Source organism: Pseudomonas sp. Arb-4-2C, assembly GCF_055755015.1.
The window spans coordinates 4,538,020-4,563,139 of record NZ_CM146899.1 but is presented as its reverse complement, the minus strand read 5'-3'; the positions used below and the strand labels follow the sequence as shown (position 1 = coordinate 4,563,139).

The window sequence follows — 25,120 nt, the reverse complement described above, 5'->3', positions numbered from 1 at the left end:
GGAGCGGGCTTGCTCCGGGCGGCGATCCGACGAAAGCGCTGTGCCAGATGACCTCATGTTGGAAGTGATGGGCTCTTCGCGAGCAAGCCCGCTCCCACAAAAGCTGTTCCACGTTGCAGTCAGGCATTTTGTGCCTGGAGAAAAATCGAAAACAGCTCGGACTGGGATTTGATTCCCAGCTTGCTGTACATGTGTTTCTTATGGACTTTCACGGTTTCTACGGAGATTTCCAGCTTACGGGCGATTTCTTTACTGGAGCAACCGCTGAGCATCAAACGCCCGACATCCAGCTCCCGGGCGGTCAGTTGCGCGCCCTTGAGTTGCTGCACCGACGCTTCCAGTTGCACCCGCCAGTCGGCCGGTGCAGGTGCGGCAGCGAGGGCTACGGTTTCGTTGATCTCGTACGGCAGGCGCTGGCGCAACAGGCCCAGCACCCACGGCTGGATCAAAGACAGCAAGGCGATCTGTTCGCCAGTGAAACGTTTTTCACTGCCCAGCGACAGGCACAGCGTGCGGTCACCTTCGAGCTGGCAATTGAACTGGATTTCGTCGGCGACCACATTCAGACGAAAGTATCGCTGGTAATACTCGGTCAGCTCGAAATGCTCCGGCGCCACCTCGGACAGGCGGTACAACCCGGTGCGCGACTGCTCGCGGCAGGCGATGTAGAACGGGTCGAGCAGATACAACCCGCGCAGATAATCCTGAAACAGTTGGTCGGGACTGCCGTCCTCGCCAGGGCATTCGGCGAAGACCTGCGGGTGCTGATCGGCGCTGAACAGCAGCGCCACCCAGCTATCGAACGCCACGTACTGGTCGAGCAGGCGCACCAGTTGCGCCCAGAAATTGGGCTTGTCGAGCGCGTCGATCAGTTGGCCGACGGCGCGGTGCCAGGTGATGTCATCAAACGAAACGGTCATGGATCTACCCCTATCGGGTTACCCCGGCCGCGTGATTCCCTGACCGGTTGCTTGCTGCGCATACTGGCCCACAGACAGCCACCGGGCAATCTTTCAGCGCCCGATGCTCATCACAAGGAATCTTCATGAAAGTCGAACTCGCCCAACTGGCGGGCCGTGACAAAGACACGGCGTACAACCTCGAACGCGCCCTCGCGGCGATTGCGGCGTGTGCTGCCGACACGCAATTGATCGTGTTCCCGGAAACCCACCTGATGGGCTTCCCGACCGCCGACACTGTGGCGCAGATCGCCGAGCCGGTGGACGGCCCGACCGTCGGCGCCGTGCTGGCCGCCGCCCGCCAGCGCAACATCGGCGTGGTGATCGGCATGGCCGAGAACGACAACGGTCGTTTCTACAACACCACGCTGCTGATCACCCCCGAAGGTATCGCCCTGAAATACCGCAAGACCCACCTCTGGGCCTCGGATCGCGGCGTGTTCGAGGCCGGCGACCGCTATGCCACGTGTCTGTTGAACGGGGTGCGCGTTGGTTTGTTGATCTGCTACGACATCGAATTCCCCGAGTCCGCCCGTGCGTTGGCGCAACTGGGCGCCGAGTTGCTGATCGTGACCAACGGCAACATGGACCCGTACGCGCCGACCCACCGTACCGCGATCATGGCCCGCGCCCAGGAGAATCAGGCGTTTGCGCTGATGGTCAACCGCGTCGAGGCCGGGGATGACGGCTTGATGTTCGCCGGCGGCAGTGCGCTGGTCGATCCGCTGGGGACGTTGCTGTTCGAGGCCGGGCGTGAAGAAGGGCAGTTCAGCGTCGAGCTGGATTTCGCTCAACTGGAGATTGCGCGCAAGGATTACCGCTATCTGGATGACCAGCGCTTGAAGCTGCCGGGGGAGGTGCTGGCGCACGCTGGTGGTTTGCACGAGTTGCTGATTCCTTCGCGCTGATCCGATTTTTTTCATCGACTGTACCGGCCCTATCGCGAGCAGGCTCGCTCCTGCATCGACCGCGTACACCCTGTAGGAGTGAGCCTGCTCGCGAAGAGGCCCGCCCAGACAACACACCTGTTTGATCCAAAAACAACAAAGCCACACCCGAAACATTCGCCGAACTCGGCTCTGCCATAAATCCAATAAAATTCGGAGTAAGTCGCTCATGGCTCGTTTGCAACGCACCCTGTCATTAGGGTCGGTGGTGCTGTTCGGCATCGCCTACATGACGCCGATCATTGTCCTCGGCACCTTCGGCATCCTTGCTCAATCCACCGCCGGCATGGTCCCGGCCGCGTATCTGGCAGCACTGGTGGCGATGTTCTTCACTGCCATGAGCTACGGACGTATGGCCGCCGCGTTCCCGGTCGCCGGTTCCGCCTACAGCTACGTGCGCAAGGCGATCAGCCCTAAACTTGGCTTCATCGCCGGTTGGGCGGTGCTGCTCGATTACCTGTTTCTGCCGATGGCGATCTGGCTGATCGGCGCGGCGTACCTGGGGTCGGCGTTCCCCTCGATTGCGCAGTGGATCTGGGTGCTGGCGTTCATTGGAATCACCAGTGCGATCAACATCATTGGCCTGAAACTGGCCAACGGTATCAACGCCTTGCTGATGCTGGTGCAGTTTCTGGTGCTGATCGCTTTCGTCACCTTGTGCGTGCACTACGTGGGGGGCGATGCGAGTACGCCGCTGTGGTCGATCAAACCGTTCTTCAACGGCGACATGCAGATGCCGCTGATCATGAGCGGCGCGGCGATTGCCTGCTATTCGTTCCTCGGTTTCGACGCCGTGAGTACGTTGACCGAAGAAACCCGCGACCCGCGCCGCACCATCCCGCGGGCGATCATGTTGATCACGCTGATCGGCGGTCTGATCTTCGTCGGTGTGTCGTACTTTGTGCAGATCGCGCACCCGTCGTTCCAGTTCGACAGCGTCGACTCGGCGGCCTATGAAATTGCGCGCAATATCGGCGGAGATCTGTTCGTCTCGATCTTCCTCATCGGCCTGATCGTCGGCCAGTTCGCCTCGGGGTTGTCCGCTCAGGCCAGCGGCTCACGCCTGCTATTTGCCATGGGCCGCGACGGTGTGTTGCCCAAGTCGTTTTTCGGCACCTTGCACGCGCGCTTCGGCACACCGGTCAACAGCATCCTGCTGTGTGCGGTGGTGGCGTTGCTGGCCCTGAAACTTGACGTGACCACGTCCACTTCGTTCATCAACTTCGGCGCATTCCTGGCGTTCAGCCTGGTCAACCTGTCGGTGATCTTCCATTACTGGATCGGTGGCGAGAAAAAAGGCCCGCGCGAACTGCTGCTGTTTCTGGTGTGTCCGTTTATCGGGCTGGTGGCGGACTTGTGGCTGATGGTCAGCCTGGATCACCTGGCGGTGTATCTGGGCCTGAGCTGGCTGGCGGTGGGCGTGGTGTATCTGGCGGTACTTACCGGCGGCTTTCGTCGTCAGCCGCCGGAGATGGATTTCCAGGAAGCGACCTGAGGCGTCTTCAGGCTGCGGGCCGGCTCTGGCGCATCGGCAATTCGACGCGAAAGGTCGTGCCCACGCCCGGTTCGCTGCGTACCGAAATGTCGCCACCGTGCTTTTTCACGATGCCGTAGGACAGGGACAGGCCAAGCCCGGTGCCCTGGCCGACCGGTTTGGTGGTGAAAAACGGATCGAAGATTTTTTGCAGGATGTCCGGCGCGATCCCCGCGCCGGTGTCGGCGACCTCCACCCAGGCCGTGTCCTGTTGTTGCCCGGTGCGCAAGGTAATGGTGCCGCGCTCGGGGCCCATGGCCTGAGCCGCGTTGACTACCAGGTTCATGATTACCTGATTGATTTGTGACGGCAGGCACTCGATGTCCGGCAGTGGCTGATACTCCTTGATCAGGTCGGCCTTGTACTTGAGTTCGCTGGCGACGATGTTCAGGGTCGACTCTATGCCTTGTTGCAGATTGGCCCACTGCCATTGCTGATTGGTATCGACCCGGGAGAAGTCTTTCAGGTCCTTCACGATCTGTCCGACCCGGCCTATGCCTTCCTTGGATTCGCGGATCAGCACCGGGATGTCTTCGAGCAGAAAATCCAGATCAATGTCTCGGCGCAATTGCTCAAGCCGCGCCACGGACTCGTTGTCCAAAGCGTGCCCGAGTGTCTGGAACGCATCGAACAGGCTCAGCAATTGTTTGAAGTAGCCATCCAGCGTGCCGAGGTTGGAGGAGATGAAGCCAATCGGGTTGTTGATCTCATGGGCCACGCCCGCCGCCAGTTGGCCCAGTGAAGCGAGTTTTTCCGACTGCACCAGCTGACCTTCCAGTTGCTTGCGTTCATCGATTTCTCGCTGCAGCTCTTCGCTGGCCTGCTTGAACTGGGCGGTGCGCTGATCGACCAGATGTTCCAGGTGATGCATCTGCAACGAGGCCCGTTCCGTCATCTGCCATTTGGTCAGCAGGGTGTTGGCCATCTGCTGCACTTCGATGTTGTCGAACGGCTTTTTCAGAATCAGCAAGCGGTCATGCGCTTGCAGACGCTCCAGCAGTTCATCCCAGGAATAATCCGAGTAGGCGGTACAGACCACCACTTGCAACAGCGGGTCCTGCTGCCACAGATGCTCGATGGTTTTCGCGCCATCCCAGCCATCGGGCATGCGCATGTCGACGAAGGCCAGCGCGTAGGGGCGTTGTTCCTGCAAGGCCTGCACCAGCTTGCCCAGACCTTCTTCGCCGCCGTAGGCGGAATCGAGCTCGAATAGCGGGCGCTGGGGGCGTGCCGGAGCACCGAACAATGCGGCCTCCATTTCGTCCAGTTCCAGCGAATGCGCGGCATCCGGGGCGAGAATCTTGCGGAAGTCTTCATGAATCGACGGCATGTCGTCGATCAGCAGAATGCGGCGGTTCGAAAGCTCGCTCATGCGTTCTCCGTGACGCTGATCAGAGGAATCTGCAAGGTGAACAACGCACCTTTACCCGGACCATCACTGTGCGCGGTGAGGTGTCCGTTCATCTCGATGGCGGCCAGGGCGCAGCTGTGCAGACCGAAGCCGTGGCCTTCCTTGCGGGTGGTGAAACCGTGGGCAAAGATCCGCGTCATGTTTTCCGGCGCGATGCCTTCGCCATCGTCCTTGACGCTGATTTCGAGAAAGCTGTCATCGGCGATTTTTACCGCCAGGGTCATGGTGCGGGGGCGGTTGCTGAGGTCGGACATCGCGTATTTGGCGTTGCTGATGAGGTTGATCAGGATCAGCAGCAAGCGGTGTTTGTCGCCCATCACCTGCGGCACGTCGGCGTACTCGCGGACCACTGTGACATGGTGCCGGGTCAGGGCCCCGGCGTTCATGCGCAACGCGTCTTCGAGCAATTCGTTGATGAACAGCGGTTCGGTCATGCTGTTGGCGCCGGCATAGGACTGCTGGGTGGCGACGATGTCCTTGATGTGATCGACGCTTTTGTTCATCTGGTTCAACTCGTCGACCACTTCCTGCTGTTCCTGGGCAATCGCGCCCACCAGTTGGTTGAGGTAGCCGGGGAGCAATTTGCCCTTGGCGTCTTCGCTGAGGAACGCACCGAGGTCATGCGGATGCTCGTTGATCAGTTGCATGGCTTTGCCCAGGCCCTGGGCCTTGCTGGTGCGTAGCTTGCGTGCGATCAGGTCGCTGGAGATGTTCACGCTGTTGAGTACGTTGCCGACGTTGTGCAGCACGTTGGTGGCGATTTCCGCCATGCCGGCCTGACGAGCTGCGCCGAGCAGTTCGCTCTGGGCATCCCTGAGTTCCCGGGTGCGCTCCTCGACCCGTTGCTCCAAGGCATCGTTGGCGGTGTGCAGGGCGCTATTGACCCGGTTGATCTCGGCGAAACTGCCGATCAGGCGGATGCCCAGCCACACCAGCGACAGCATCAACAGGACCGAGAACAGCAGCAGATAGAAGTGGTATTGGCGGTCGACCAGATCGGCGCGCTGCTGATCGCGATCGAGCATGGTGGTGATGTTGTCGAGGCGGTCGGCCACGGGAATGTTTTCGATGCTTTCGAGCAACTGATTGACCAGTGGCTGCTCGCGAGCAATCAGGGTGATGTGGTTGCTCATGATCATGACCGGGGTCTGAAAGGCTGGCGGCAGGCGTTGTGCGTTCACCTTCAGTTTGTTCAGGCCGACCTCGATGTCGGCGGCCCTGTCGTCGGAGGTGACCTGGGCGAACTCCAGTGCGCTGAGCAGCAGGTCGTAGGTATCGGTGGTGATGTTTTGCAGCTGTAACTTATCCAGGTCCGACAGGTTGGCCAGTTGCTCCTGGATGTCGTCTTCAGCGGTGGGCAAAAAGGCCAGGGAATTGCGTAACAGTGCGTTGTGCGATTTGAACTGTTCGACCAGACGGGTCTTTTCCTGCATCGCCTGCAGGTAGCCCTCGTGCGCGTCGTTCCATTGCGCCGAGTCGTTGCGACCATGCCCGGACTCTATCGCGTCGAAGCGCTCCCAGAGCCGGTTCATCTCGTTCATCGGCGAGACCAGCGGGTCGTAGTTGTGGGTGAGTGCCACGCGGGCCTTGAGAATTTCGTTTTCCCACTGCGAATTCTGCTGTTTGATCTGCCGGATCAGATCCCGCGACTCGGTGTACGTCATGGTCTGGTCGGAGCTGGATTTGAAGTACAGAAACAACAGGATCGAGGCCAGCGCCAGGGCGACCAGGGTCAGTAACAACAGGCTGCGTCGCCGCGAGATGTTGATCATGGCTTGCCTGCCCATTGGCCGGTGAGAGTCGTGAGAAACAGAATGATCAGTCGTTTGTCCTCATCGCTCGGTACGCGTCCCAACTGATACTTGAACATTACATCCACGGCCTGTTCCAGAGTGGCCGCCGAACCGTCGTGAAAATACGGTGCGGTGATCGCGACATTGCGCAGGCTCGGCACCTTGAACACGGTCCGGTCCGCTTCGTCGGCGGTGACGTTGAAGCGGCCCTGATCGGCCACCGTCGGGTTGCCGCGGTCGGCAATGTAATCGCCGAACACACCGAACTTCTGGAACATGTTGCCGCCGATGTTCACCCCCTGATGGCAGGCGATGCAGCCGTATTCCTTGAAGCGCTGGTAACCGTACTTCTCCTCCAGGGTGAGGATGTCGGTGTTGCCCAGCAGGTATTGATCGAAGCGTGAGTTGGGCGTCAGCAAGGTGCGTTCGAAACTGGCCAGCGCCTGCTGGACATTGGCCTTGGTCACGCCGTCCGGGTAGGTGGCGGCGAAATCGCGATGGTAGTCGGGGTCGTTGGCGATCCGCTCGATAACGGTGCTCCAGTCGCTGCCCATTTCATGCGGACTGGTGATGACGACGTTGCTTTGCTCCTCCAGCGTCTCGACGCGGCCATCCCAGAACTGGCGGAAGTTGAGGGCGGCGTTGAACACGGTCGGCGTGTTGACGGCCACCGGTTTGCCGTCGAAGCCCAGCGACAAGGTACGGCTGTCGGCACCGTTCTTGTCCAACTGGTGGCAGCTGGCGCAGGACAGTGTGTTGTTGATCGATAACCGTGGCTCGTGGAATAACCGCTTCCCGAGTTCCACGCGCCGGGCATCCTGCTGCGGCACGCCGGGCAAGGGTTTGAGGGGCTCGTCCAGCGGATCGGCACTGGCCCCGGCGCAGAGTCCGCACAGCAGCAACGCCATGGCGTGGTGGAAAAGGCTCATCGGCAATCGTCTCCCTGACTCAAGGCCGGTTTTAAAGGTGTTGATCAAATCGTCCACGGCGCAGACTCGGTGCCGGCCAGCAAGCGAGCAAACGCGTCTGCCGGCAGGGCTTTGCTGAAAAAGTAGCCCTGACCTTCCTCGCAGTGATGCGCCTGGAGAAAGGCCAGTTGTTCGGCGGTTTCAATGCCCTCGGCGATGACCTTCAACCCAAGATCCTTGCCCAGGTTGATGATGGCGCTCACGAGCGCGGCATCGTTGCGGTCGTCGCTCAGGCCGCGAATGAACGACTGGTCGATCTTCAGCACATCGATGGGAAACCGGCGCAGGTAGCTCAGGCTGGAATAGCCGGTGCCGAAGTCGTCGATGGCCAGATGGGTGCCCAGCGCCTTCAGGTGATTGAGCGCAGTCATCGTCGCGTCGACGTTTTGCATCAGAACGCCTTCGGTGATTTCCAGCTCCAGCCATTCGGGCGCCAGACCTGTCTGTTTGAGCACGCGCTCGACGCCTTCGACGAAGTCACGCTGGCGAAAATCGATGGGCGACATGTTGACCGACATACGAATCGGCGGCAGCCCGGCCGCTTGCCAGGCACAGGTCTGACGACAGGCCTCAGCCAGGACCCATTTGCTCAGCGGCACGATCAGGCCGCTGTCCTCGGCCACCGGGATGAAGTCCGAAGGGTAGACCCAGCCATGCCCCGGTTTTTGCCAGCGCACCAGCGCTTCGGCACCGACCACTGTGGCCGTGCGCAGCTCGATTTTCGGCTGATAGTGCAGGACGAATTCATGCTCGTGCAGGGCGCGGCGAATGCCCGATTCGATGCTGTGCTGTTCCCGGGCGTGCTGGTTCATGGCCTCGATAAAGAAGCCGATGTTGTCGGGGCCGTGCTCCTTGACGTTGCGCATCGCGGTCTCGGCCTTCTTGATCAGCTCGATCGCCTCCAGTCCGTCATCGGGATAGATGCTGATGCCCAGGCTGGCGCTGACGCTGACGTCATGGCCGGCAATCGTCTGCGGCAGACGAATGGCAGCGAGCAGCTTTTCGGCGATGCCATGGGTTTGCTGCGGGTGGTTGATGTCGCCGAGGATCACCACAAATTCGTCGGAGCCGTAGCGAAACACCGAGTCCGAGTCACGCACGCAGGACAACAGTTGCCGCGCGGTCCGCTTGAGCATCTCGTCGCCCGCCGGATGGCCCAGCGCATTGTTGATGCGTTTGAAGCGATCCAGGCCGAGAAACATCACCACCAGTTGTTTGTCATGGCGCCGGCACACGGCCAGGGCCTGGCTAAGGCGATCACCCAGCAGGGTGCTGTTGGGTAGCCCCGTGAGGCTGTCGTATTGCAGCAGGTGCGAGACTTTGAGCAATTCATGCACCCGCGCCTCGATGGTTCGCTCCAGGCTGAGCATCTTCAACGCCGCATCCTGTGCCAGTTGCCACTTCCAGGTCAGGGCGTTGGCCATCTGGCGGATTTCCAGACTGTCGAACGGCTTTTTCAGGATCAGCAACTGGTCGCCGAACTCCAGCCGTTCGGCCATCGCCTCCCAGCTGTAGTCGCTGTAGGCGGTGCACAAGGCAATTTGCAGGTTCGGATCGACCCGCCACAGTTGCTCGATGGTTTCCAGGCCGTCCCAGCCGGGCGGCATGCGCATGTCGATGAAGGCCAGCGCATAGGGGCTGCCACTGGCCAGCGCGTGTTTGACCAGGGCCAGGGCTTCCTGACCCTGATAGGCAGAGTCGAGCTGGAAGCTCAAGTGTGGCGCCTGGCGGGTGCTGAACAGCGTCTGTTCCAGTTGATGCAGATCGGCTTGGTCCTCAGCCAGCGGGGCGAGGATTTTGCGAAAGTCATCGTGAATCGCTGGCGTGTCATCAATGATCAGGATGCGCCGGTTGGTCTGGGGAAAGGGGGTTTTCATGCCTCATCCTCCTTCGGGGAGGGAGTCGGACGGGGGCCGTCCTTGAGCAGTCGTCCAGCCTGCTCGGCGCTGACCGCCTCGCTGAAATACAGGCCTTGTGCGCTGGGCAGCGGAGCTCCGGCGTTGGGGGTATCCTGCCGACTCAGTGGCGTGTGACCTTCGGCAATGATGCCGATATTCAGATCCCGGGCGAAGTTGACGATGGCGCGCAGCGCGTTGGCACCGGTCACATCCTGAGTCGCACTGTCGATGAAGCTCTGGGCCAGTTTGAGGTGATTGACCCGGTAGGTTTTCAGGTAATCGAACGAGGAGTACTCGGTGCCGAAATCATCGATGGCGATGGTCACGCCCAGTTCACGCAGGCGCGGCAATGCATCGTTGTGCGTCCACTTGGTCTGGGCCAGCGTGGCTTCGGTGACATCGAAGCGCAGATCCCAGGGGGCGAGTTCCCAGCGGGCGGTGGTGCGCAGCACGTTGTAGATGAGTTCCGGGCCGCTTTTGAGTTGCGCCAGGGAAATCTTGATCGCCATCACCGGCGGCGCCACCCCTTCATTACGCCACAGATGCATCTGGTGGCAGGCGTGATCCAGCACCCAGCGCCCGAGAGGAATGATCGCGCCGGTTTTCTCCGCTATCGGCACGAATTCGGATGCCGGCAGCAGGCCGAGACGGGGATGTTGCCAAAGGATTTTCGCCTCCATGCCCAGAATCCTGCCGCTGTGCAGATCAACTTCTGGCGCGTAATGCAGCCGCAGCTCATTGCCTTCAAGGGCGGTCATCAATTCGCTGACGAGGGTCATGCGCTCGGCCACTTCCCGAGAGATTTCCTCGGAGTGGAAGTGATATTGGTTGCGGCCCATTTCCTTGGCGCGGTACAGCGCCATATCGGCCTGCCCGAGCAGGCTGTCGGCATCGAGGCTGAGGTCGCTGTAACTGCTGATGCCGATGCTGACTGAAATGTGCAGCGCATTACCGGCCAGGTTGTAGGGCGCCAGCAGCGTGTCGCGGATGTTGGCGGCCATCGTGGCCGATTGGGTCGGGTCACTGACGTCCAGTTGCAGGATCGCGAATTCGTCGCCGCCCAGGCGCGCCACCACGTCGCTTTCGCGCACGCCGAACTTGATGCGCCGGGCGACTTCCTGCAGCAGCAGATCGCCAACCGGGTGGCCCAGGGTGTCGTTGATCCGCTTGAAGTGGTCCAGATCCAGATAAAACACTGCAAACGGCATGGCGCCGCGCCGCGCGGCGGCAAACGCCTGATGCAGGCGTTCGATCAGTGTGGCGCGATTGGCCAGGCCCGTCAGGCCATCGGAGCGGGCCAGCAACGCCAGTTTGTCCTCGGCCAGGCGACGTTCGGTGATGTCGAGGATGATGCCTTCGACTTCCAGCAGTCGGCCGTCATGATCGCGCACCGGGATGTAGCGGTTCTCCACCCAGCGCCAGGTTCCCTGGCCGGTGCGCATCCGGAATTCGATGGAAGCGCCCGACGCATGCCGATCCAGCACTCGGGCCATGGCGGCATCGACGCTTGCCTGATCGTCCGGATGAATCAGTTCCTGAGCCCAGTTGGGCGAGCGCACCAGATCGGCGGCGACATGCCCGTAACGGGTGATGTTGTGAGAGATGTACATCAGAGCAAACGAGGGATCACCGCGCAACCGGTAAAGGATGGTCGGGCTGTTCTGCACAATGATGTTGGCGTCGGACAGCTCCCGGGTGCGCTCCTGCACGGCGTTTTCCAGCAGGTTCATCTTCAGTTCGGCGTCTTCGGTCATTTGCCATTTGACCGTGAGGGCGCTGGCCATCTGCCGGATCTCGATCGCGTCAAAGGGCTTTTTCAGGATCAGCAGCCTGTCGTTCAGGGCCAGACGCCGGTCGATGTCTTCCCAGGAATAGTCGGAATAGGCCGTGCACAGCGCGACTTGCAGCTTGGGGTCGACTTGCCACAGCCGTTCGATGGTCTCCAGGCCATCCCAGCCTGGTGGCATGCGCATGTCGATGAAGGCCATGGCGTACGGGCGGTTTTCAGCCAGCGCGGCTTCGAGTTTGTCCAGCGCTTCGCGGCCCTGAAAAGCCGAGTCCAGTTCGAAGTGTTGGGTTTGTTTGGCGGATGGGCTGCCGAACAACAGATTCTCGGTTTCGCCCAAGCCATCGTCGCCGGGGATGACCGGGCTGAGAATCTTGGCGAAATCGCCATGAATCGCCGGACTGTCGTCGACGATGAGCACGCGGCGATTGATCTGCGCGATTGGCAGGTTCATGTCGCACCCCCCACGAAGAGGCGTGCTGTGGTCATCCGGGGCATCCTTTTCCCTCGCCATTTGCCTGTTCGACAGCCGATGGAGTCCTGCGCCGTGTTCAGCATAGTCGGCCCCTCGTTACTGCGCGTTGGGCCCCGAGTGAAGATTTGCGTGAATGCACTGAAAAATCATCTAGCCTTTGACTCAGGTGCGGGCCAGTGCGGCGGTCGGTCGGTGCGTCGTTAACCTCTGTTTTCGCTTGAGGCCATGCCATGGAAGAGCAATCCGCCCCGTTGCCGACGCATCGACCGACGGTGCTGCTGGTCGATGACGAGGAATCGATCCTCAACAGCCTGCGCCGCCTGCTGCGCGGTCAGCCCTATGAAGTTCTGTTGGCCACCAGTGGTGCCCAGGCGCTCGATATGCTCGCGCAGCAGCCGGTGAACCTGGTGATGAGCGATGCGCGCATGCCGAGCATGGACGGGGCTTCGTTACTGGCCCATGTCCGTCAGCTATATCCTGCGTCTGCGCGGATCATGCTCACCGGTTATGCCGACCCGGGGGCGATCATCAAAGCCATCAATGATGGGCAAATTCACCGTTACATCAGCAAACCGTGGAATGACGAGGAGCTGCTGCTGATCCTGCGTCAGTCCCTCGAGCACCAGCATTCCGAGCAGGAACGCCAGCGTCTGGAGCGCTTGACCCAGGTGCAGAACGATCAGCTCAAATTGCTCAACAGCACCCTGGAAAAGCATGTGGCGGCGCGCACGGCCGAACTGCAGCAAACCGCCGACATGCTCGATCTGGCTTACGAAGAGCTCAAACACAGCTATGTCACCGGCACTGAAGTGTTCTCGCTGCTGGCCAATCTGCGTTTACCACCTGCCAAGCAGACCAACCGGCAGATCATCGAACTGGTGCGCAGCTACTGCAAACAGCACGGCCTGGACGAGGCCACCAGCCGCGACCTGACCATGGCCGCGGCGTTGTACAACGTCGGCAAGCTGAGCTGGACCGACGGCATGATGGTCACGCCCTCGGATTTGCTGCGCCATACCGATCGCGAGCGTTATCGCAGTTACCCGAAGCAGAGCGAATCGTTGCTCATGACGCTGGACCCGATGAAGGATGCGGCTCGTCTGATCCTGCATCATCAGGAACGCTGGGACGGCAGCGGGTTTCCCGACCGGCTCAAGGGCGAGGGTATTCCGTTCGGTTCACGCCTGCTGAAACTGGCGGTGGATTTTGTCGAGTTGCAGCGTGGCTTGATCCTCGAACGGCAGATGAACAGCGACGAAGCGCTGCTGTACCTGCGTCAGTACGCCGGGCGTTTGTACGACCCTGATCTGGTCGAAGACTTCATTCAGGTGTGTGCCGAATTCCTTAGCGACGTCACGCTGGCCGATCCGTCGGTCAAGGTGTTGACCACTCGGGATCTGGCCGCCGGGATGATTCTGGCGCGTAATCTGAATGCCGATAACGGCATGTTGCTGCTCAACGCCGGCAAGGTGCTCAGCGCGCTGTTGGTGGAAAAGCTGATTGCGTTCGAAGCCATGGAGGGCGGCAAGTACAAGATTTTCGTCAAGGTGCCGGAGGAGGTTGAAGCCGCGCTCAAGGCCCTGGGGGAATGATCTGTGAGGTGACGGCATAGGGCAGGCATGGGATCCTTGCGCCTTTTCCAGGACGGTAGCTGCCCCATGACCTCTGCATCCGTTGTATCTCCACGCCTCATCCGTATTGCCGCCGCCTTGTTGCTTAACACTGAAGGCCAGACCCTGCTGGTGCGCAAGCGCGGCACCACGGCGTTCATGCAACCGGGCGGCAAGATCGAAGCGCATGAGTTGCCGGTGCACGCGCTGGCCCGTGAGCTGGAGGAAGAGTTGGGCCTGCAGATCGATCCGGCGCAGGCGTCTTTTCTCGGTCAGTTCTCGGCGCCCGCCGCCAACGAGCCGGGGTTTGTTGTTCAGGCCCAGATCTTTCAACTGACTATCGACACCGATGTGACTCCGGCTGCCGAAATCGAGGAAGTGCTCTGGATCGATCCGGCCACTGACGGTGGTCTGGTGCTGGCGCCATTGACACGCGACCTGATCCTGCCGTTTTATCGAGCCTCGCTCAGCGAAACCGCCTGATCATCCACGCACAGGACGTCATCCATGATCCCGCTTCAAGACCTGCTGATTTTTGCTGCCGCCGCGCTGTTGATGGTACTGACGCCGGGGCCGAACATGATTTACCTGATCTCGCGCTCGATCTGTCAGGGGCGCAAGGCCGGGGTCACCTCGTTGCTCGGCGTGGTGAGTGGATTCTTCGTGCATATGTTCGCCGCGGCTGCCGGCTTGACCGCGGTGTTTCTGGCGGTGCCGATGGCCTATGAGGTGCTGAAGTGGGCCGGCGCGCTGTACTTGCTGTGGCTGGCTTGGCAAGCGGTCAAACCCGGTGCGCGCTCGCCATTCGAAGCGCAGCAATTGCCGCCGGACTCGTCGCGCAAACTGATCACCATGGGTTTTCTCACTAGTGCGTTGAACCCGAAAATCGCGGTGTTCTACCTCTCGGTGTTTCCGCAGTTCATCAGCCCCGAACACGGCTCGGTGTTCACCCAGAGCATCATCCTCGGCCTGACCCAGATCAGCGTCAGTTTCAGCGTCAATCTGCTGATCGCGTTGTTTGCGGCAGGCATTGCCTCGTGGTTCGTGCGCAACCCGACGTGGCTGGCAATTCAGCGCTACTTCATGGGCTTTGTGCTCGGTGCCCTGGCTGTGCGCCTGATGCTGGAACAACGCAGGACGGCCTGAGCATGTGGATCGAACGGCTCGACGCCAGCCACGCGCTGGCCTACCGCGAATTGATGCTGGAGGCTTACGATCGCCATCCACAGGCGTTCACCTCAAGCGTGCGCGAGCGCGCGGTGATGCCGTTGAGCTGGTGGGAAGGGCGCCTGACCAGCAAGCTCGATGTGGTACTGGGAGCATTCGAGGCCGGAGTGCTGGCTGGCATCGTTGGTCTGGCCTTCGAGCCCCGGGAAAAGGCACGCCACAAGGCCACCCTGTTCGGCATGTACGTGTCAGCTGATTTTCGTCAGCACGGTCTGGGCCATGAACTGGTCCAGGCCGCCCTGGCCGAAGCGCAAAATCATCCTGCGCTGAAAGTCATCCAGCTCACCGTCACCGCCGGCAACGACGCCGCGTTCAACCTGTACCAGCGCTGCGGCTTCATCCAGTTCGGGCTTGAGCCGCTCGCGGTTCGGGTAGGCGAAGACTACTTCGACAAGATTCACATGTGGCGCCAACTTTGATTTCACACTGAACCCCTTGTGGGAGCGGGCTTGCTCGCGAATGCGGTGTGTCAGATAGCTCATTTTTGCCTGACTTGACGCTTTCGCGAGCAAGCCCGCTCCCACAGGTGAAGGTGGCGTTGCTGCAGGCTGCGATCTTTTGCTTTGCAGCGTCAGCGTACGGCGCTGACCCCATCCAGCGTCGAGAACGACGTGTCCTTGGCCGTCAGCAGGAAATCGCGCATGTACGGCGCATCCAGCATGTCGGCGCGGATCGCTGCGTACAGCGTGGCAAACAGACCCTTCTCGCCCAGTCGTTTGGCCTTCACATAGCCGCGCGAACTGTATTCATGCAGCGCCCAGTGCGGCATGCCGCAGACGCCACGGCCGCTGGCGACCAGTTGCATCATCATCACCGACAGTTCCGAGGTGCGAACCTGCGCCGGTTCGATGTCGGCCGGCTCCAGGAAGCGGGTGAAAATGTCCAACCGATCGCGTTCCACCGGATAGGTAATCAGGGTTTCGGTCAGCAGGTCCTCGGGGACGATATAGGGTTTGCTCGCCAGCGGGTGCTGGTTGGCGACTGCGAGCATCGCTTCGTAGGTGAACAGCGGCACGTAGGTGATGCCGGCAATTTCCAAGGGGTCGGACGTCACGACCAGGTCCAGGTCGCCACGGGCCAGGGCTGGCAGCGGGGCGAAGGCGAAACCCGAGGCCAGGTCGAGCTCGACTTCCGGCCAGGCGTCGCGGAACTGGTCGATGGTCGGCATCAGCCACTGAAAACAGCTGTGGCACTCGATCGCCATGTGCAGGCGCCCGGCGGTGCCACCGGCCAGTCGGCTGATGTCACGTTCAGCGGCGCGCAGCAGCGGCAGGGTTGCGTCCGCCAGTTGCAGCAGGCGCAGGCCGGCACTGGTGAAGCGCACCGGTTTGGTCTTGCGCACAAACAGCGGCATGCCCATGCGCTCCTCCAGTTCCTTGAACTGGTGGGACAGCGCCGATTGGGTCAGGTGCAGGCGGTCGGCGGCGTCGACCAGGCTGTCGGCTTCGCGCAGGGCATGCAGGGTTTTCAGATGACGGATTTCAAGCACCGCATGGCTCCATGAAGAAAATTTGTGATCGAGGCGAAGGCGGTGAGTTTGTCTCATGTTGGCGGGACTGTCGACCGCTGAAGGTGTGGCAGGGCACCTCGCGTGCCCCACCGTTTTTCTGTCTTAGAGGTTGGCGAAATGCTGGATGCCCAGCGGTTTTCCGATATCACCGCGCCAGATCGCCTCGACCTGAGCGCCGCTGGCGGCTTGGGCCTGCTGCCATTGCAGGCCTAGATTGCGCTGCGCTGGAAGTTTCAGATGAGCTTTGACGAAGTCGTGGAACGGGACGGTGTCCGAGGTGTAGTGAAAGTGTGCGTACCACAGCGTGTTTGGCGGGGTGGCGGTGAGGTCGCGCACCTCATATTCCTGGAGAAAGTCCTTGCGTCCGTCAGTGCGTTTGCCAAGCGGCCGAAGCGAACCTTCCTTGCGGATATCCACCACTTGCTCTTGCAGCAGATAGTCCAGATAGCCTTCACCGGGCGTCTTGCTGCGCAGTGACTGCTCGATGCGCAAGGTGCGTCCCGCTCGCCGCATATCGCGCGCCTTGTCGCGCAATTGCTGCACCACCGGCTCGGCCGGCGACAGCCGCTCGATAGCTTGCGCGCGGGTGCTCAACTCCGTGGCTTCGCTGCCAAGCATGTGCTCCAGATCTACCGGCAGCATGTTCTGGCGGGCGTAGCCCTGCACCTTGTTGCTGTAGGCCGTGACTGCGGTGAGCCGTTGCCTGGCTTCGACCAGCAAGGGGCGAACATCGGTGGGTAGCGACGGTGTGGAAGGGGGCGATTGCACTTGCAGATGAAACTTGCCGCTGGAGCGCGGTAGCCAGGTTTCGCGAAAACCATCGAGGCCTTCCACGGTGAAGCGTCTCTGGCGAGTGCCGGCATCGATTATCTCTGTGCCGATCAGCAACTGGTTGTCCTCGGTTTCGAACAGTTGCCTGCCGCCAGGCTCTTTCGCCTTGATGGGTGGACGTTGTCTGATCGCATGGCGTGCCTGTTTTTCGACCTTGGTCAAACCATCGAGAAACAGGCCGATTTGCTCCTGGTCCAGATGCTGCGCATAGCCAAGCGTCCAGGCGTTGAGCTGGCGCCGGAAACCGGCGTAGATCTCAAGGCAATCTTCGATCACCCGATTGCGCTGGGCCAGACTGGCGTGAACCTCGGACAGGTGATGCAGGGTCAACAGCGCACGCCCGACCTTGACCCGCGCGCCTTTCATCTGGGTATGGAAATACACCCAGGACAGATCAGCGACAGCGTCGTAACGGGTAATGATTTCCAGCAGGTGCGCGGTTCTGAGGTAATCGTGCGTGCTTTGGCCGAGGTCACGGTTGATGGCGGTCATGTCTTTTGCCATTTTGGCTTTCTGGGCGCGGAGGGTGATGCGGTTATTCCACAGGTTGGCCTGCTCGGTGAGCACATGCAGGTGATCGAACTCGCTGAGGAATTTCTTGCGTATCAGCTTGCGCCGAGCCATCAGCTGGATATGGGTGGCGATGTCGTCAAACCGTGTGGCGTCGGATTCGGCGACCAGATCGTCGATCCGGTTCAGGTGGTCGAGCAAGCGGTCGCGGGCGACGCTGATGCGCTGAATGGCGCGGTCTACCACGATCCAGGCGCAGCGGCTCCGGATGTCCTCGATTTGCAGACGTTTGCGGCCGTGGCTCAGGGGCAGAAGTTCGGTCAGGTTCTGGTACTGGGCGATGGCAATGTCGAGGTCATTGACGCACGCCGCGTCGACGGCTGCCTGCAAGGGCTTGCGCTCGCTGAAAGCGAGTTTCTGGTAGTGCTCCAGCAACTGATTGGTGGCGCGGGTCTGGGTATCGAGGCGCCGGATGTAGGCGTCGGCGGTATTGGTCAGGGTCAATTGTCTGCGCAGTTGCCGATCAGTCCACCAGCGCGGCAACCACTGGCGGATCGGGGCAGGCCAGAGCGGGTCCATGCCGTCGGCCAGATGCCCGAGTACGGCGCCACCGCCTGCACCGCCGCCCTCCATCACGGTGCCGAACACTGCGTAGTGAGTGTTCCACTGGCCGCTTTCGTCGAGGGCGATCGGCTGTTTGTAGCCGCGAATCCACGTGCCGTAGAGTCTCCAACCGCGTGGCGCATCGCTGAGCTGGACCCGATAGATACGGCCCTGACGGACGATGAAGTCGCCATCGGCATGGCGGTAGACGTTGCGGTACACGCCGTGGGTGTTGGCGCGCAGGCCGGCCAGGGAAATTTCGTGTTCGTACTCGTAGCCCTTGAAGCGGTCGAGTGACTGTCGGGACCATTGCCAGGAGGTCGGCAGTGCGGCTGTTTTACCCAGTGCTGCACGTTGCCGACTACGGGTTGCCAGACGTGCGGCTGCGGGGACCGAGACCGTCCCCGGAAGCACGTCCATTGCTGCATCGATCAGTGACAGCAGCACCGCCTCCACCTCGGCCAGACCCTGGCCGATCTCACCTCGCAAGAATGCCGCCACGGCCAGATTGGCGCTGTTCCAGGCGTCATACAGGGCCACTGCCGTGCCGATGAACGGCAGCATGCCGATGGCCATTTTCAGGTAATTGAACAGCGCGCCGGACTTCAAGGCGCAGCGCTCCAGATGCAACGCATCGTTGGAACGCGAACTGCTGCGATGGGCTTCCAGCAACCGGCCCATGTGCACGTTCAGCAGATGGTCAGCCAGCGATGTCGTTGCGGGCCACGCTGCCCCGACGCCGATCAGGGCATCGAAGTTGCGCAGTTGCGCCTGGTCGATCCGGCTGACGTGACTGGCAAAATCGCCGTTCAGGACGCGTCCGGCCAGATAGTTGACCATTTTGCTGTCCACGCAACGCTTGAACAGGTCCAGACGCGCCTGTTCCAGTGTTTCGTACTGGCGCAGGAAAATGGCGTCGCTGCTGTCAGGCAGATACAGCAGGGTCAGGCCGGCGGTCTGTTCGACAATGAACGTCACGCCGGTGAGCGTGCTCGGTCCCTGATGCAGGGTGTCCTCACCGCCGACCGTCAGGTGCGCCGGCAGCAGCGCGATGCGCTGGTCATCGACCGCATAAGCCTCAGGTGTTGCCGCGTCGATAGCGATCTTCAGCACGTCATGGCCGGCCGTGTCGATGTGCCCTTGCAGCCAGGCGAACTCGCCTTGCAACTTGAGCATCAGGCGCCACGGTTCGCTCAGGCATTCGCGGCGCCAGGCCTGTTGGAATGCAGGTTCTGCCGGCGCGCCGAAAAACGTCTGGCGAATCAGCGTTTCGTAACGTCCGGCCAGATCCAGTTCCGTCACCAGTTTGCGCAAGTAGATCGGGTTGAGCCCGGCCTCGACGTTCCGCCGATCGGCGTCGTCCCCGGCGCTGACCTTGACCTGCATGAACGACAGGCGCCACCACATGTCCTGATCGATGTTGTCCTGGGCCAGTTGTTCGAGGCTGATGTCGCTGCGCCTGGCACTGGCCGTCAGGATATTGCGTTGCGGTGTGCCGGGTGCTGCACCCTCGATCACGGTTTTTTGCCAGGCCGTGGCGTCGGGCAGATCAAGGCTCACGGTCACACTTGTACCCAGCGAGAAGTCTGTGCGCAATCGGGCGTCGAGGCGTTTTTCGGCGAAGGCCTGGCGCGGTGGAAGTTCGCGCTCGAACAAGGCATGGGCGCGTCGCATGGCGACGAGGTAGCGGCTGATCAGCACTTTGATCCGTGTACGGTGCGCGCCGTCCACGTTGTTGAACCATGCGGGCAGGTTGCCGGCGAGCTCGGCGCTGTGGTCTTGCTCCTGGCGCTCGGCAAATGCCCGTTCACGGGCCTGTGCGAGCGGCAGCGTGAGGCGCGGCAAGTGTTGTTCGCGCAGCTTTTCGATTTCGCTGTTGCGCTCGCGTGCATGTGTGGGCAGCGGTTTGTCGTGCAGGATCTGCGCGGCTTGTTGTTCGCACTGATAGAGCTGTTGATCAAGCGACCAGGCGAGCGGGTCGCCATTGAGTGGCGTCAGGTGCAGGGCCAGTTCGTGATCGTTGGACGAACTCTTGAACAGGTTCTGCTCCAGCGCCAGACGCGAATCGAAGCGCTGCAGTCCGCCGAACTGACCCGGCCAGTAGAGCAGCAGGCTTTCGGTCGAGCCTGGCTGCAGCGCCAAAGCCGTGGCGATGACCAGTACGCCAGGCAGGTCCTCGATGTGGGTAAGCTCCTGGTCTGCCGCCGACAACGACACCCGTGCGACCACCCCGTCGGCCAACTGAGGGTTGCGCTCGGGCGCATCCAGCAACGCGATGACTCGCCGGTGCTCCTCGACGGTCAGGTGATTGAGTAGCCGTTGCAGTTCGACCTCGATGCGCAGCCCCGCGATTCGAGCCTGCAGCAGGGCGTGGTAATGCACATTTGCGACATGGCGCAGTTCGAGCATTTTCAGTGGGTCGCGGCTGTCGAGCAGTGCCGAGGCTGCATCATGACCGGCTTGGCGGGCTTCGCTCAGCGCGTCGAACTGCTGCGCCAGTTGCTGGCGTTGCGCGCTGTTTGGCTCGCTGTCACCCAACCAGCGGTCGAGCGCGTGCTGTTCAAGCGCCAGCGTTTGCCGGCGCAGATCCAGGGGAATGTCGGCAACCAGCAAGCCGAATGGCGCGACCTCATCGACGGTTTGTCCGGCACTCGGCGGCAGAGTGCGCGGGACAGGGAAAAATGTGTCGAGCATGGTCCAGTTGGCGCCGGTGATTGCCGACGTGGACATCAATGGTTCAACTCCCCGGTTGAGCGGATCGTTGCCGAATTCGATGAGGTCCAGCGAGGTGGTGCGTAGCGGATTTGGGTGCTGGTCAATCAGCCAGCGTTCAAGATCGGTCTGCTGCTCGAAACGGATCAGTGGTTGTGGGTGTGCGGGCAGATACAGCAGCTGCACCGTTTCCTCCAGCTGGATCATCAACGTGCCGTACAAGCGCAGACGGCTGTTATCGACACGATTGAGTACCGGTTGTGCGACCCGCAGGCCCTGCGCGATTTTGTTCGAGGGTGTGAGAAGTTGCGCCAGCCTGTGTCGTTGTGCGGTGTCGAGCTTGCCGTCGGCCCCCGCCAATTGAATCGCGGCCTCGAAATGCAGGTGATAGAGGCTCAGGGCATGCTCGCGACGCGACAACGCAGTGCCGGGCGCGCGGGCACCCCACCAGGCGCTTTCGGGCTGCTGGGGGTGATGGGCCATGAGTTCCAGCCATTGCTGGTGACAGTCGTTCAAGCGAGCCGTCGCCAACAGGTGAAGATTTTGATCGACGTTTGGCTGTAGCCGTTGATCAAGGCCGAAATCGACCGTTTCAGGGGGCAGTGCGTGGGACATGCGACAACGCTCCAAAAGGCATGCAGGCCGGAAATCCCGGGCATACATGCCATTAGAAGCGAGCCGTCACAGCGCCTTGCGGTACATAGTTATCGCTTGATCGCGCATTCGTTTCGGTGGGTGTCCACCTCAGGTCATGGGCGATCAGCAATGACCTCGGGTGATCAAGGCAAGTGGGACTCAGCGACGTCCTGATCTTGTTGTCGGAATTCAAACCGCGCCTTCTGAGTAGAGGTCGGCATCGTCAGTTTTATGATCGGGACGATTTTGCCTTTTGATTCGTTGTAGAAGTCGCGTTGGTTATGCTTCGCCACGGCCAGCCCGTTATCTACATAGAAGAACGCTTCGATGGGCAGTTTTGCCGGGATACCTGCCGGCCAGGTTTCGATGATGAGTTCGCTGAAATCATTGAACGCCGGCAGCCCGACGGGCTTCAGCGCGATCGCGCGGATGGCTTGATAAAACGAGTTGGCGGCGAGTTCATTCATTTGGTCGCGCACATCGAAGCTGCACTGATAGCGGAAATAATCGACGTTTGGGGTGAAGCTGTGGCGGACCCACTGTTCGGCCGTGGTGATGTTCTGGGACTGGCAGCGTCTGCTGACGACGGGGTAAACATCGGATGCACCACAGCCCGGTTTATCCCGGCCCCATGTCGCGCCGTCGATGGGAAACACACACAGCACCATGGTTTGCAAGGTACCCACCGGGCGTTTCAATACCGGGTAAATGATGTAGCCGTTGTTTCGGTCCCAGGGCATTTTTCTGAAACTGGCGTCTGTGCGGAAAAAGGAGAACGACATTCCGCCCAGCTTGATGGCGCCGGGACTCGGGTCCCAGACATGGAAACCGTTCGGGATATCGGTGGCGCGTAACATCAGGCCGGAGCAGAGAAAGGCTGGCTGGCTGGGGGCGCCGTTACACATTCTGATGGTTTCGTCATAGCGCTTTTGCAGTTCGGCAGCGACCCCGACCCCGGCCCCGACCCCGAGGTCGCCCCCGCCCCCCGAGCGCGTCTGCACTACCTGAGTGACCTCCATCGGTGGGGTGCTGCAAGCAGAGAGCAACAGTGCGAGTGCAACTATCCAGATTCTCATCAACTTTCCTCCAGGACTGATTGTGGTGTCCTGGTCTCAGTTCAACGAAAAGCCGGTATGTGCACTACTGACAGAAATGACAGTTGCGACGGACGGTTGCGGCTGACGGAAAAAATGACCGCTCGGCAATCTTCATTAAACTGTCACGCAACTGTGGCAGCGCGCTTGAACAAACTTCATCAGACTCGCGCTCTACTGGGGTTCTGCGTTTCGGTGTTTTTCCATGCGTTTATTTTTTCTGTTGGCCGCGCTGCTGTTCGGCCTGCCGTCGATGGCGGCTTCGCGTTGCGACGTCAATGTACCGACCGAGCGGGTCGATCTGGCGCAGGTGAGCCTGGCGTACCAGAGCATTGGCCGTGCTTCGGATCCGGCACTGTTGCTGGTCATGGGGCTGGGCGGGCAGTTGATCCACTGGCCGGACGAAGTGGTGGTTGCGTTGTGTCAGCAGGGTTTCCGGGTGATCCGTTACGACAACCGTGACGTTGGCTTGTCGACCTGGCGCCAGGCGCCGGCCGAGGCCAACCTGACCTTTGAAGTGCTGCGCTACAAGCTCGGCCTGCCCGTGTCTGCGCCGTATTCGCTGACCGACATGGCCGATGATGCGCTGGGCTTGATGGACGCGCTGCACGTCGAGCAGTTCCACGTACTGGGCGCGAGTATGGGCGGGATGATCGCCCAGCATCTTGCAGCAATGGCACCGCAACGGGTGGAAAGCCTGACGCTGATCATGACCAGTTCCGGCGCCGAAGGCTTGCCGGCACCGAGTGCGGCGCTGGTGCAACTGCTGGCGCGACGCGGTGCGCCGAATCGCGAGGTGGCGCTGGAGCAGCAGGCTGATCTATTGGCAGCACTCGGCAGTCCGGCGGTCACTGATGACCGACAGGCGTTGCTGCATCAGGCAGCGGTGGCCTATGACCGGGCGTTCAACCCTGAAGGTGTGAAGCGCCAGATCATGGCGATCCTCGCCGAGCCGAGTCGGGTGGCGTTGCTCAATCAGCTGCGGGTGCCGACCCTGGTGGTGCACGGCACGGCCGATCCGTTGCTGCCGGTGATGCACGGCGTGCATCTGGCGGCGCATATTCGCGGCAGTCAGTTGAAACTGATTCCGGGCCTGGCCCATCGTTTTCAGGAGGCGTTCAAGGCGCCATTGCTGGCGGCGGTGTTGCCGTATCTGCAGCAGCACCGTGAAGACACCTCGCACTGGGCGCAGATCGAACCGGTTGCAAGCGGTAACTTGCTGTAGGCGAGGTTTTGGCGGTGTTGGTTCGGGCCTCTTCGCGAGCAAGCCCGCTCCCACAAGGGCACCGCATTCCAATGTGGGAGCGGGCTTGCTCGCGAAGGGGGCATGACTGTCAGTGCAATGCCGGGCAGGTGCATCGCCCAGACGTTTCCGCCCGATTTCCGTCCGAGCGGTAACCTGCTGTAGGCGTGGTTTTGGTGGTGTTTGTTCGGGCCTCTTCGCGAGCAAGCCCGCTCCCACAGGGGCACCGCATTTCAATGTGGGAGCGGGCTTGCTCGCGAAGGGGCCATCACTGTCAGTGCAATGCCGGGTAGGTGCATCGCGCAGACGTTTCCGCCCGATTTCCGTCCGAGCGGTAGCCTGCTGTAGGCGAGGTTTTGGTGGTGTTGATTCGGGCCTCTTCGCGAGCAAGCCCGCTCCCACAGGGGCACCGCATTCCAATGTGGGAGCGGGCTTGCTCGCGAAGGGGCCATCACTGTCAGCGCAATACCGGGCAGGTGCATCGCGCAGACGTTTCCGCCCGATTTCCGTCCGAGCGGTAGCCTGCTGTAGGCGAGGTTTTGGTGGTGTTGGTTCGGGCCTCTTCGCGAGCAAGCCCGCTCCCACAAGGGCACCGCATTTCAATGTGGGAGCGGGCTTGCTCGCGAAGGGGCCATCACTGTCAGTGCAATGCCGGGCAGGTGTATCGTGCAGACTTTTCCGCACGTTTTCCGTCTGCGAGGTGTGTGATGAGTTCCGCTCTGAAAATCGATTTTGTCAGCGACGTGTCCTGCCCCTGGTGCGTTGTCGGTCTGTACGGGCTGCTGCAGGCGCTGGAGATCCTGCGCGATGAAGTGCAGGCCGAGATTCATTTCCAGCCGTTCGAACTGAACCCGAAGATGGGCCCCGAGGGGCAGAACATCACCGAGCACATTCAGCAGAAATATGGCTCGACCGCCGAGCAGTCGCAGAAGAACCGCGAAGCCATCCGTGCCCGTGGCGCCGACGTCGGTTTCGCTTTTCGCACCGATGGCAACAGCCGCATCTACAACACCTTCGATGCACACCGGCTGCTGCACTGGGCCGGGCTTGAAGGTTTGCAGTTGCCGTTGAAGGAGGCGCTGTTCAAGGCCTATTTCACCGATGGCGGCAATCCGTCTGATCACGCACAACTCACGCAGATTGCCGAAAGCATCGGTCTGGATCGGCAGCGCGCGGCGGCGATACTGGCCTCCGACGAGTTTGCCGAGGAGGTGCGCGAAGAAGAGCAACTCTGGCTGCAACGCGGCGTGAGTTCGGTGCCGACCGTGGTCTTCAACGGTCAGTACGCCGTAACGGGCGGGCAGCCGGTGGACACCTTTGTCGGGGCGATCCGGCAGATCATGAGTGAAGCCCGGGGCGGCACCGTCAGCTAA

Annotated in this window: 17 protein-coding genes; 8 read left to right on the top strand and 9 right to left on the bottom strand. The window is 61.1% G+C overall.

The features are described from left to right. Positions 1 to 119 precede the first annotated feature (119 nt). Positions 120 to 920 carry a helix-turn-helix transcriptional regulator gene (locus AC0J41_RS20625; RefSeq protein WP_473013472.1) on the bottom strand — a complete coding sequence of 267 codons (801 nt, stop codon included), beginning with the start codon at positions 918 to 920 and terminating at the stop codon, positions 120 to 122. 125 nt (positions 921 to 1,045) lie between these two features. On the opposite strand from AC0J41_RS20625, the gene AC0J41_RS20620 reads away from it, so the two are divergent. Beyond that, the gene (locus tag AC0J41_RS20620; RefSeq protein WP_473013471.1) at positions 1,046 to 1,867 is read left to right on the top strand and encodes a carbon-nitrogen hydrolase family protein; all 822 of its coding nucleotides are present in this window, start codon (positions 1,046 to 1,048) and stop codon (positions 1,865 to 1,867) included. A 208-nt stretch (positions 1,868 to 2,075) separates the two neighbouring features. Beyond that, positions 2,076 to 3,401, top strand: a complete 1,326-nt coding sequence (locus AC0J41_RS20615; RefSeq protein ID WP_025112415.1) for an APC family permease — start codon at positions 2,076 to 2,078, stop codon at positions 3,399 to 3,401. Between the two features lie 7 nt (positions 3,402 to 3,408). Here the strand turns inward: AC0J41_RS20615 and AC0J41_RS20610 are convergent, their stop codons facing one another. Genes AC0J41_RS20610 through AC0J41_RS20590 form a run of 5 tightly spaced genes read right to left on the bottom strand, consistent with a single transcriptional unit; the run spans position 3,409 to position 11,750 of the window. Beyond that, positions 3,409 to 4,812 carry an ATP-binding protein gene (locus tag AC0J41_RS20610; protein ID WP_473013470.1) on the bottom strand — a complete coding sequence of 468 codons (1,404 nt, stop codon included), beginning with the start codon at positions 4,810 to 4,812 and terminating at the stop codon, positions 3,409 to 3,411. Continuing rightward, positions 4,809 to 6,623, bottom strand: a complete 1,815-nt coding sequence (locus AC0J41_RS20605; protein ID WP_473013469.1) for a DAHL domain-containing protein — start codon at positions 6,621 to 6,623, stop codon at positions 4,809 to 4,811. The genes AC0J41_RS20610 and AC0J41_RS20605 overlap by 4 nt, the downstream gene beginning before the upstream one ends. After that, positions 6,620 to 7,573: a cytochrome-c peroxidase gene (locus AC0J41_RS20600; RefSeq protein ID WP_473013468.1), complete on the bottom strand. Its 954-nt coding sequence runs from the start codon at positions 7,571 to 7,573 to the stop codon at positions 6,620 to 6,622. Before AC0J41_RS20600 ends, AC0J41_RS20605 begins: the two co-directional genes overlap by 4 nt. 44 nt (positions 7,574 to 7,617) lie before the next feature. Then, positions 7,618 to 9,489: a putative bifunctional diguanylate cyclase/phosphodiesterase gene (locus AC0J41_RS20595; RefSeq protein ID WP_473013467.1), complete on the bottom strand. Its 1,872-nt coding sequence runs from the start codon at positions 9,487 to 9,489 to the stop codon at positions 7,618 to 7,620. After that, positions 9,486 to 11,750, bottom strand: a complete 2,265-nt coding sequence (locus AC0J41_RS20590; RefSeq protein WP_473013466.1) for an EAL domain-containing protein — start codon at positions 11,748 to 11,750, stop codon at positions 9,486 to 9,488. The genes AC0J41_RS20595 and AC0J41_RS20590 overlap by 4 nt, the downstream gene beginning before the upstream one ends. Before the next feature lie 251 nt (positions 11,751 to 12,001). Between AC0J41_RS20590 and nosR the strand changes: the two genes are divergently transcribed. The 4 genes from nosR to AC0J41_RS20570 all read left to right on the top strand — a co-directional run bounded on the left by nosR (position 12,002) and on the right by AC0J41_RS20570 (position 15,027). Further along, positions 12,002 to 13,363 carry a response regulator c-di-GMP phosphodiesterase, NosR family gene (nosR, locus tag AC0J41_RS20585; RefSeq protein ID WP_473013465.1) on the top strand — a complete coding sequence of 454 codons (1,362 nt, stop codon included), beginning with the start codon at positions 12,002 to 12,004 and terminating at the stop codon, positions 13,361 to 13,363. A 66-nt stretch (positions 13,364 to 13,429) separates the two neighbouring features. Then, complete coding sequence (locus AC0J41_RS20580) at positions 13,430 to 13,864, top strand: NUDIX hydrolase (RefSeq protein ID WP_025112414.1); 435 nt, start codon at positions 13,430 to 13,432, stop codon at positions 13,862 to 13,864. 24 nt (positions 13,865 to 13,888) lie between these two features. Continuing rightward, a complete protein-coding gene (locus tag AC0J41_RS20575) occupies positions 13,889 to 14,527 on the top strand; it encodes a LysE family translocator (protein WP_473013464.1) in 639 nt (212 codons plus the stop codon). 2 nt (positions 14,528 to 14,529) lie between these two features. Then, positions 14,530 to 15,027, top strand: coding sequence for a GNAT family N-acetyltransferase (locus tag AC0J41_RS20570; RefSeq protein WP_473013463.1), 498 nt, complete (start codon positions 14,530 to 14,532; stop codon positions 15,025 to 15,027). Between the two features lie 152 nt (positions 15,028 to 15,179). Here AC0J41_RS20570 and metR read toward each other — a convergent pair whose 3' ends face one another. From metR to AC0J41_RS20555, 3 genes are all read right to left on the bottom strand, one after another. Next, positions 15,180 to 16,097 (bottom strand): transcriptional regulator MetR, encoded by a 918-nt coding sequence (metR, locus tag AC0J41_RS20565; protein WP_025112411.1) that lies wholly within the window; start codon positions 16,095 to 16,097, stop codon positions 15,180 to 15,182. A gap of 123 nt (positions 16,098 to 16,220) precedes the next feature. After that, complete coding sequence (locus AC0J41_RS20560) at positions 16,221 to 21,389, bottom strand: dermonecrotic toxin domain-containing protein (RefSeq protein ID WP_473013462.1); 5,169 nt, start codon at positions 21,387 to 21,389, stop codon at positions 16,221 to 16,223. A gap of 164 nt (positions 21,390 to 21,553) precedes the next feature. Beyond that, positions 21,554 to 22,486: a hypothetical protein gene (locus AC0J41_RS20555; RefSeq protein WP_473013461.1), complete on the bottom strand. Its 933-nt coding sequence runs from the start codon at positions 22,484 to 22,486 to the stop codon at positions 21,554 to 21,556. Between the two features lie 223 nt (positions 22,487 to 22,709). On the opposite strand from AC0J41_RS20555, the gene AC0J41_RS20550 reads away from it, so the two are divergent. Together AC0J41_RS20550 and AC0J41_RS20545 are read left to right on the top strand one after the other, a co-directional pair. Then, complete coding sequence (locus tag AC0J41_RS20550; protein WP_424800445.1) at positions 22,710 to 23,729, top strand: alpha/beta fold hydrolase; 1,020 nt, start codon at positions 22,710 to 22,712, stop codon at positions 23,727 to 23,729. Positions 23,730 to 24,454: 725 nt separating this feature from the next. Next, positions 24,455 to 25,120, top strand: coding sequence for a DsbA family oxidoreductase (locus AC0J41_RS20545; RefSeq protein ID WP_473013460.1), 666 nt, complete (start codon positions 24,455 to 24,457; stop codon positions 25,118 to 25,120).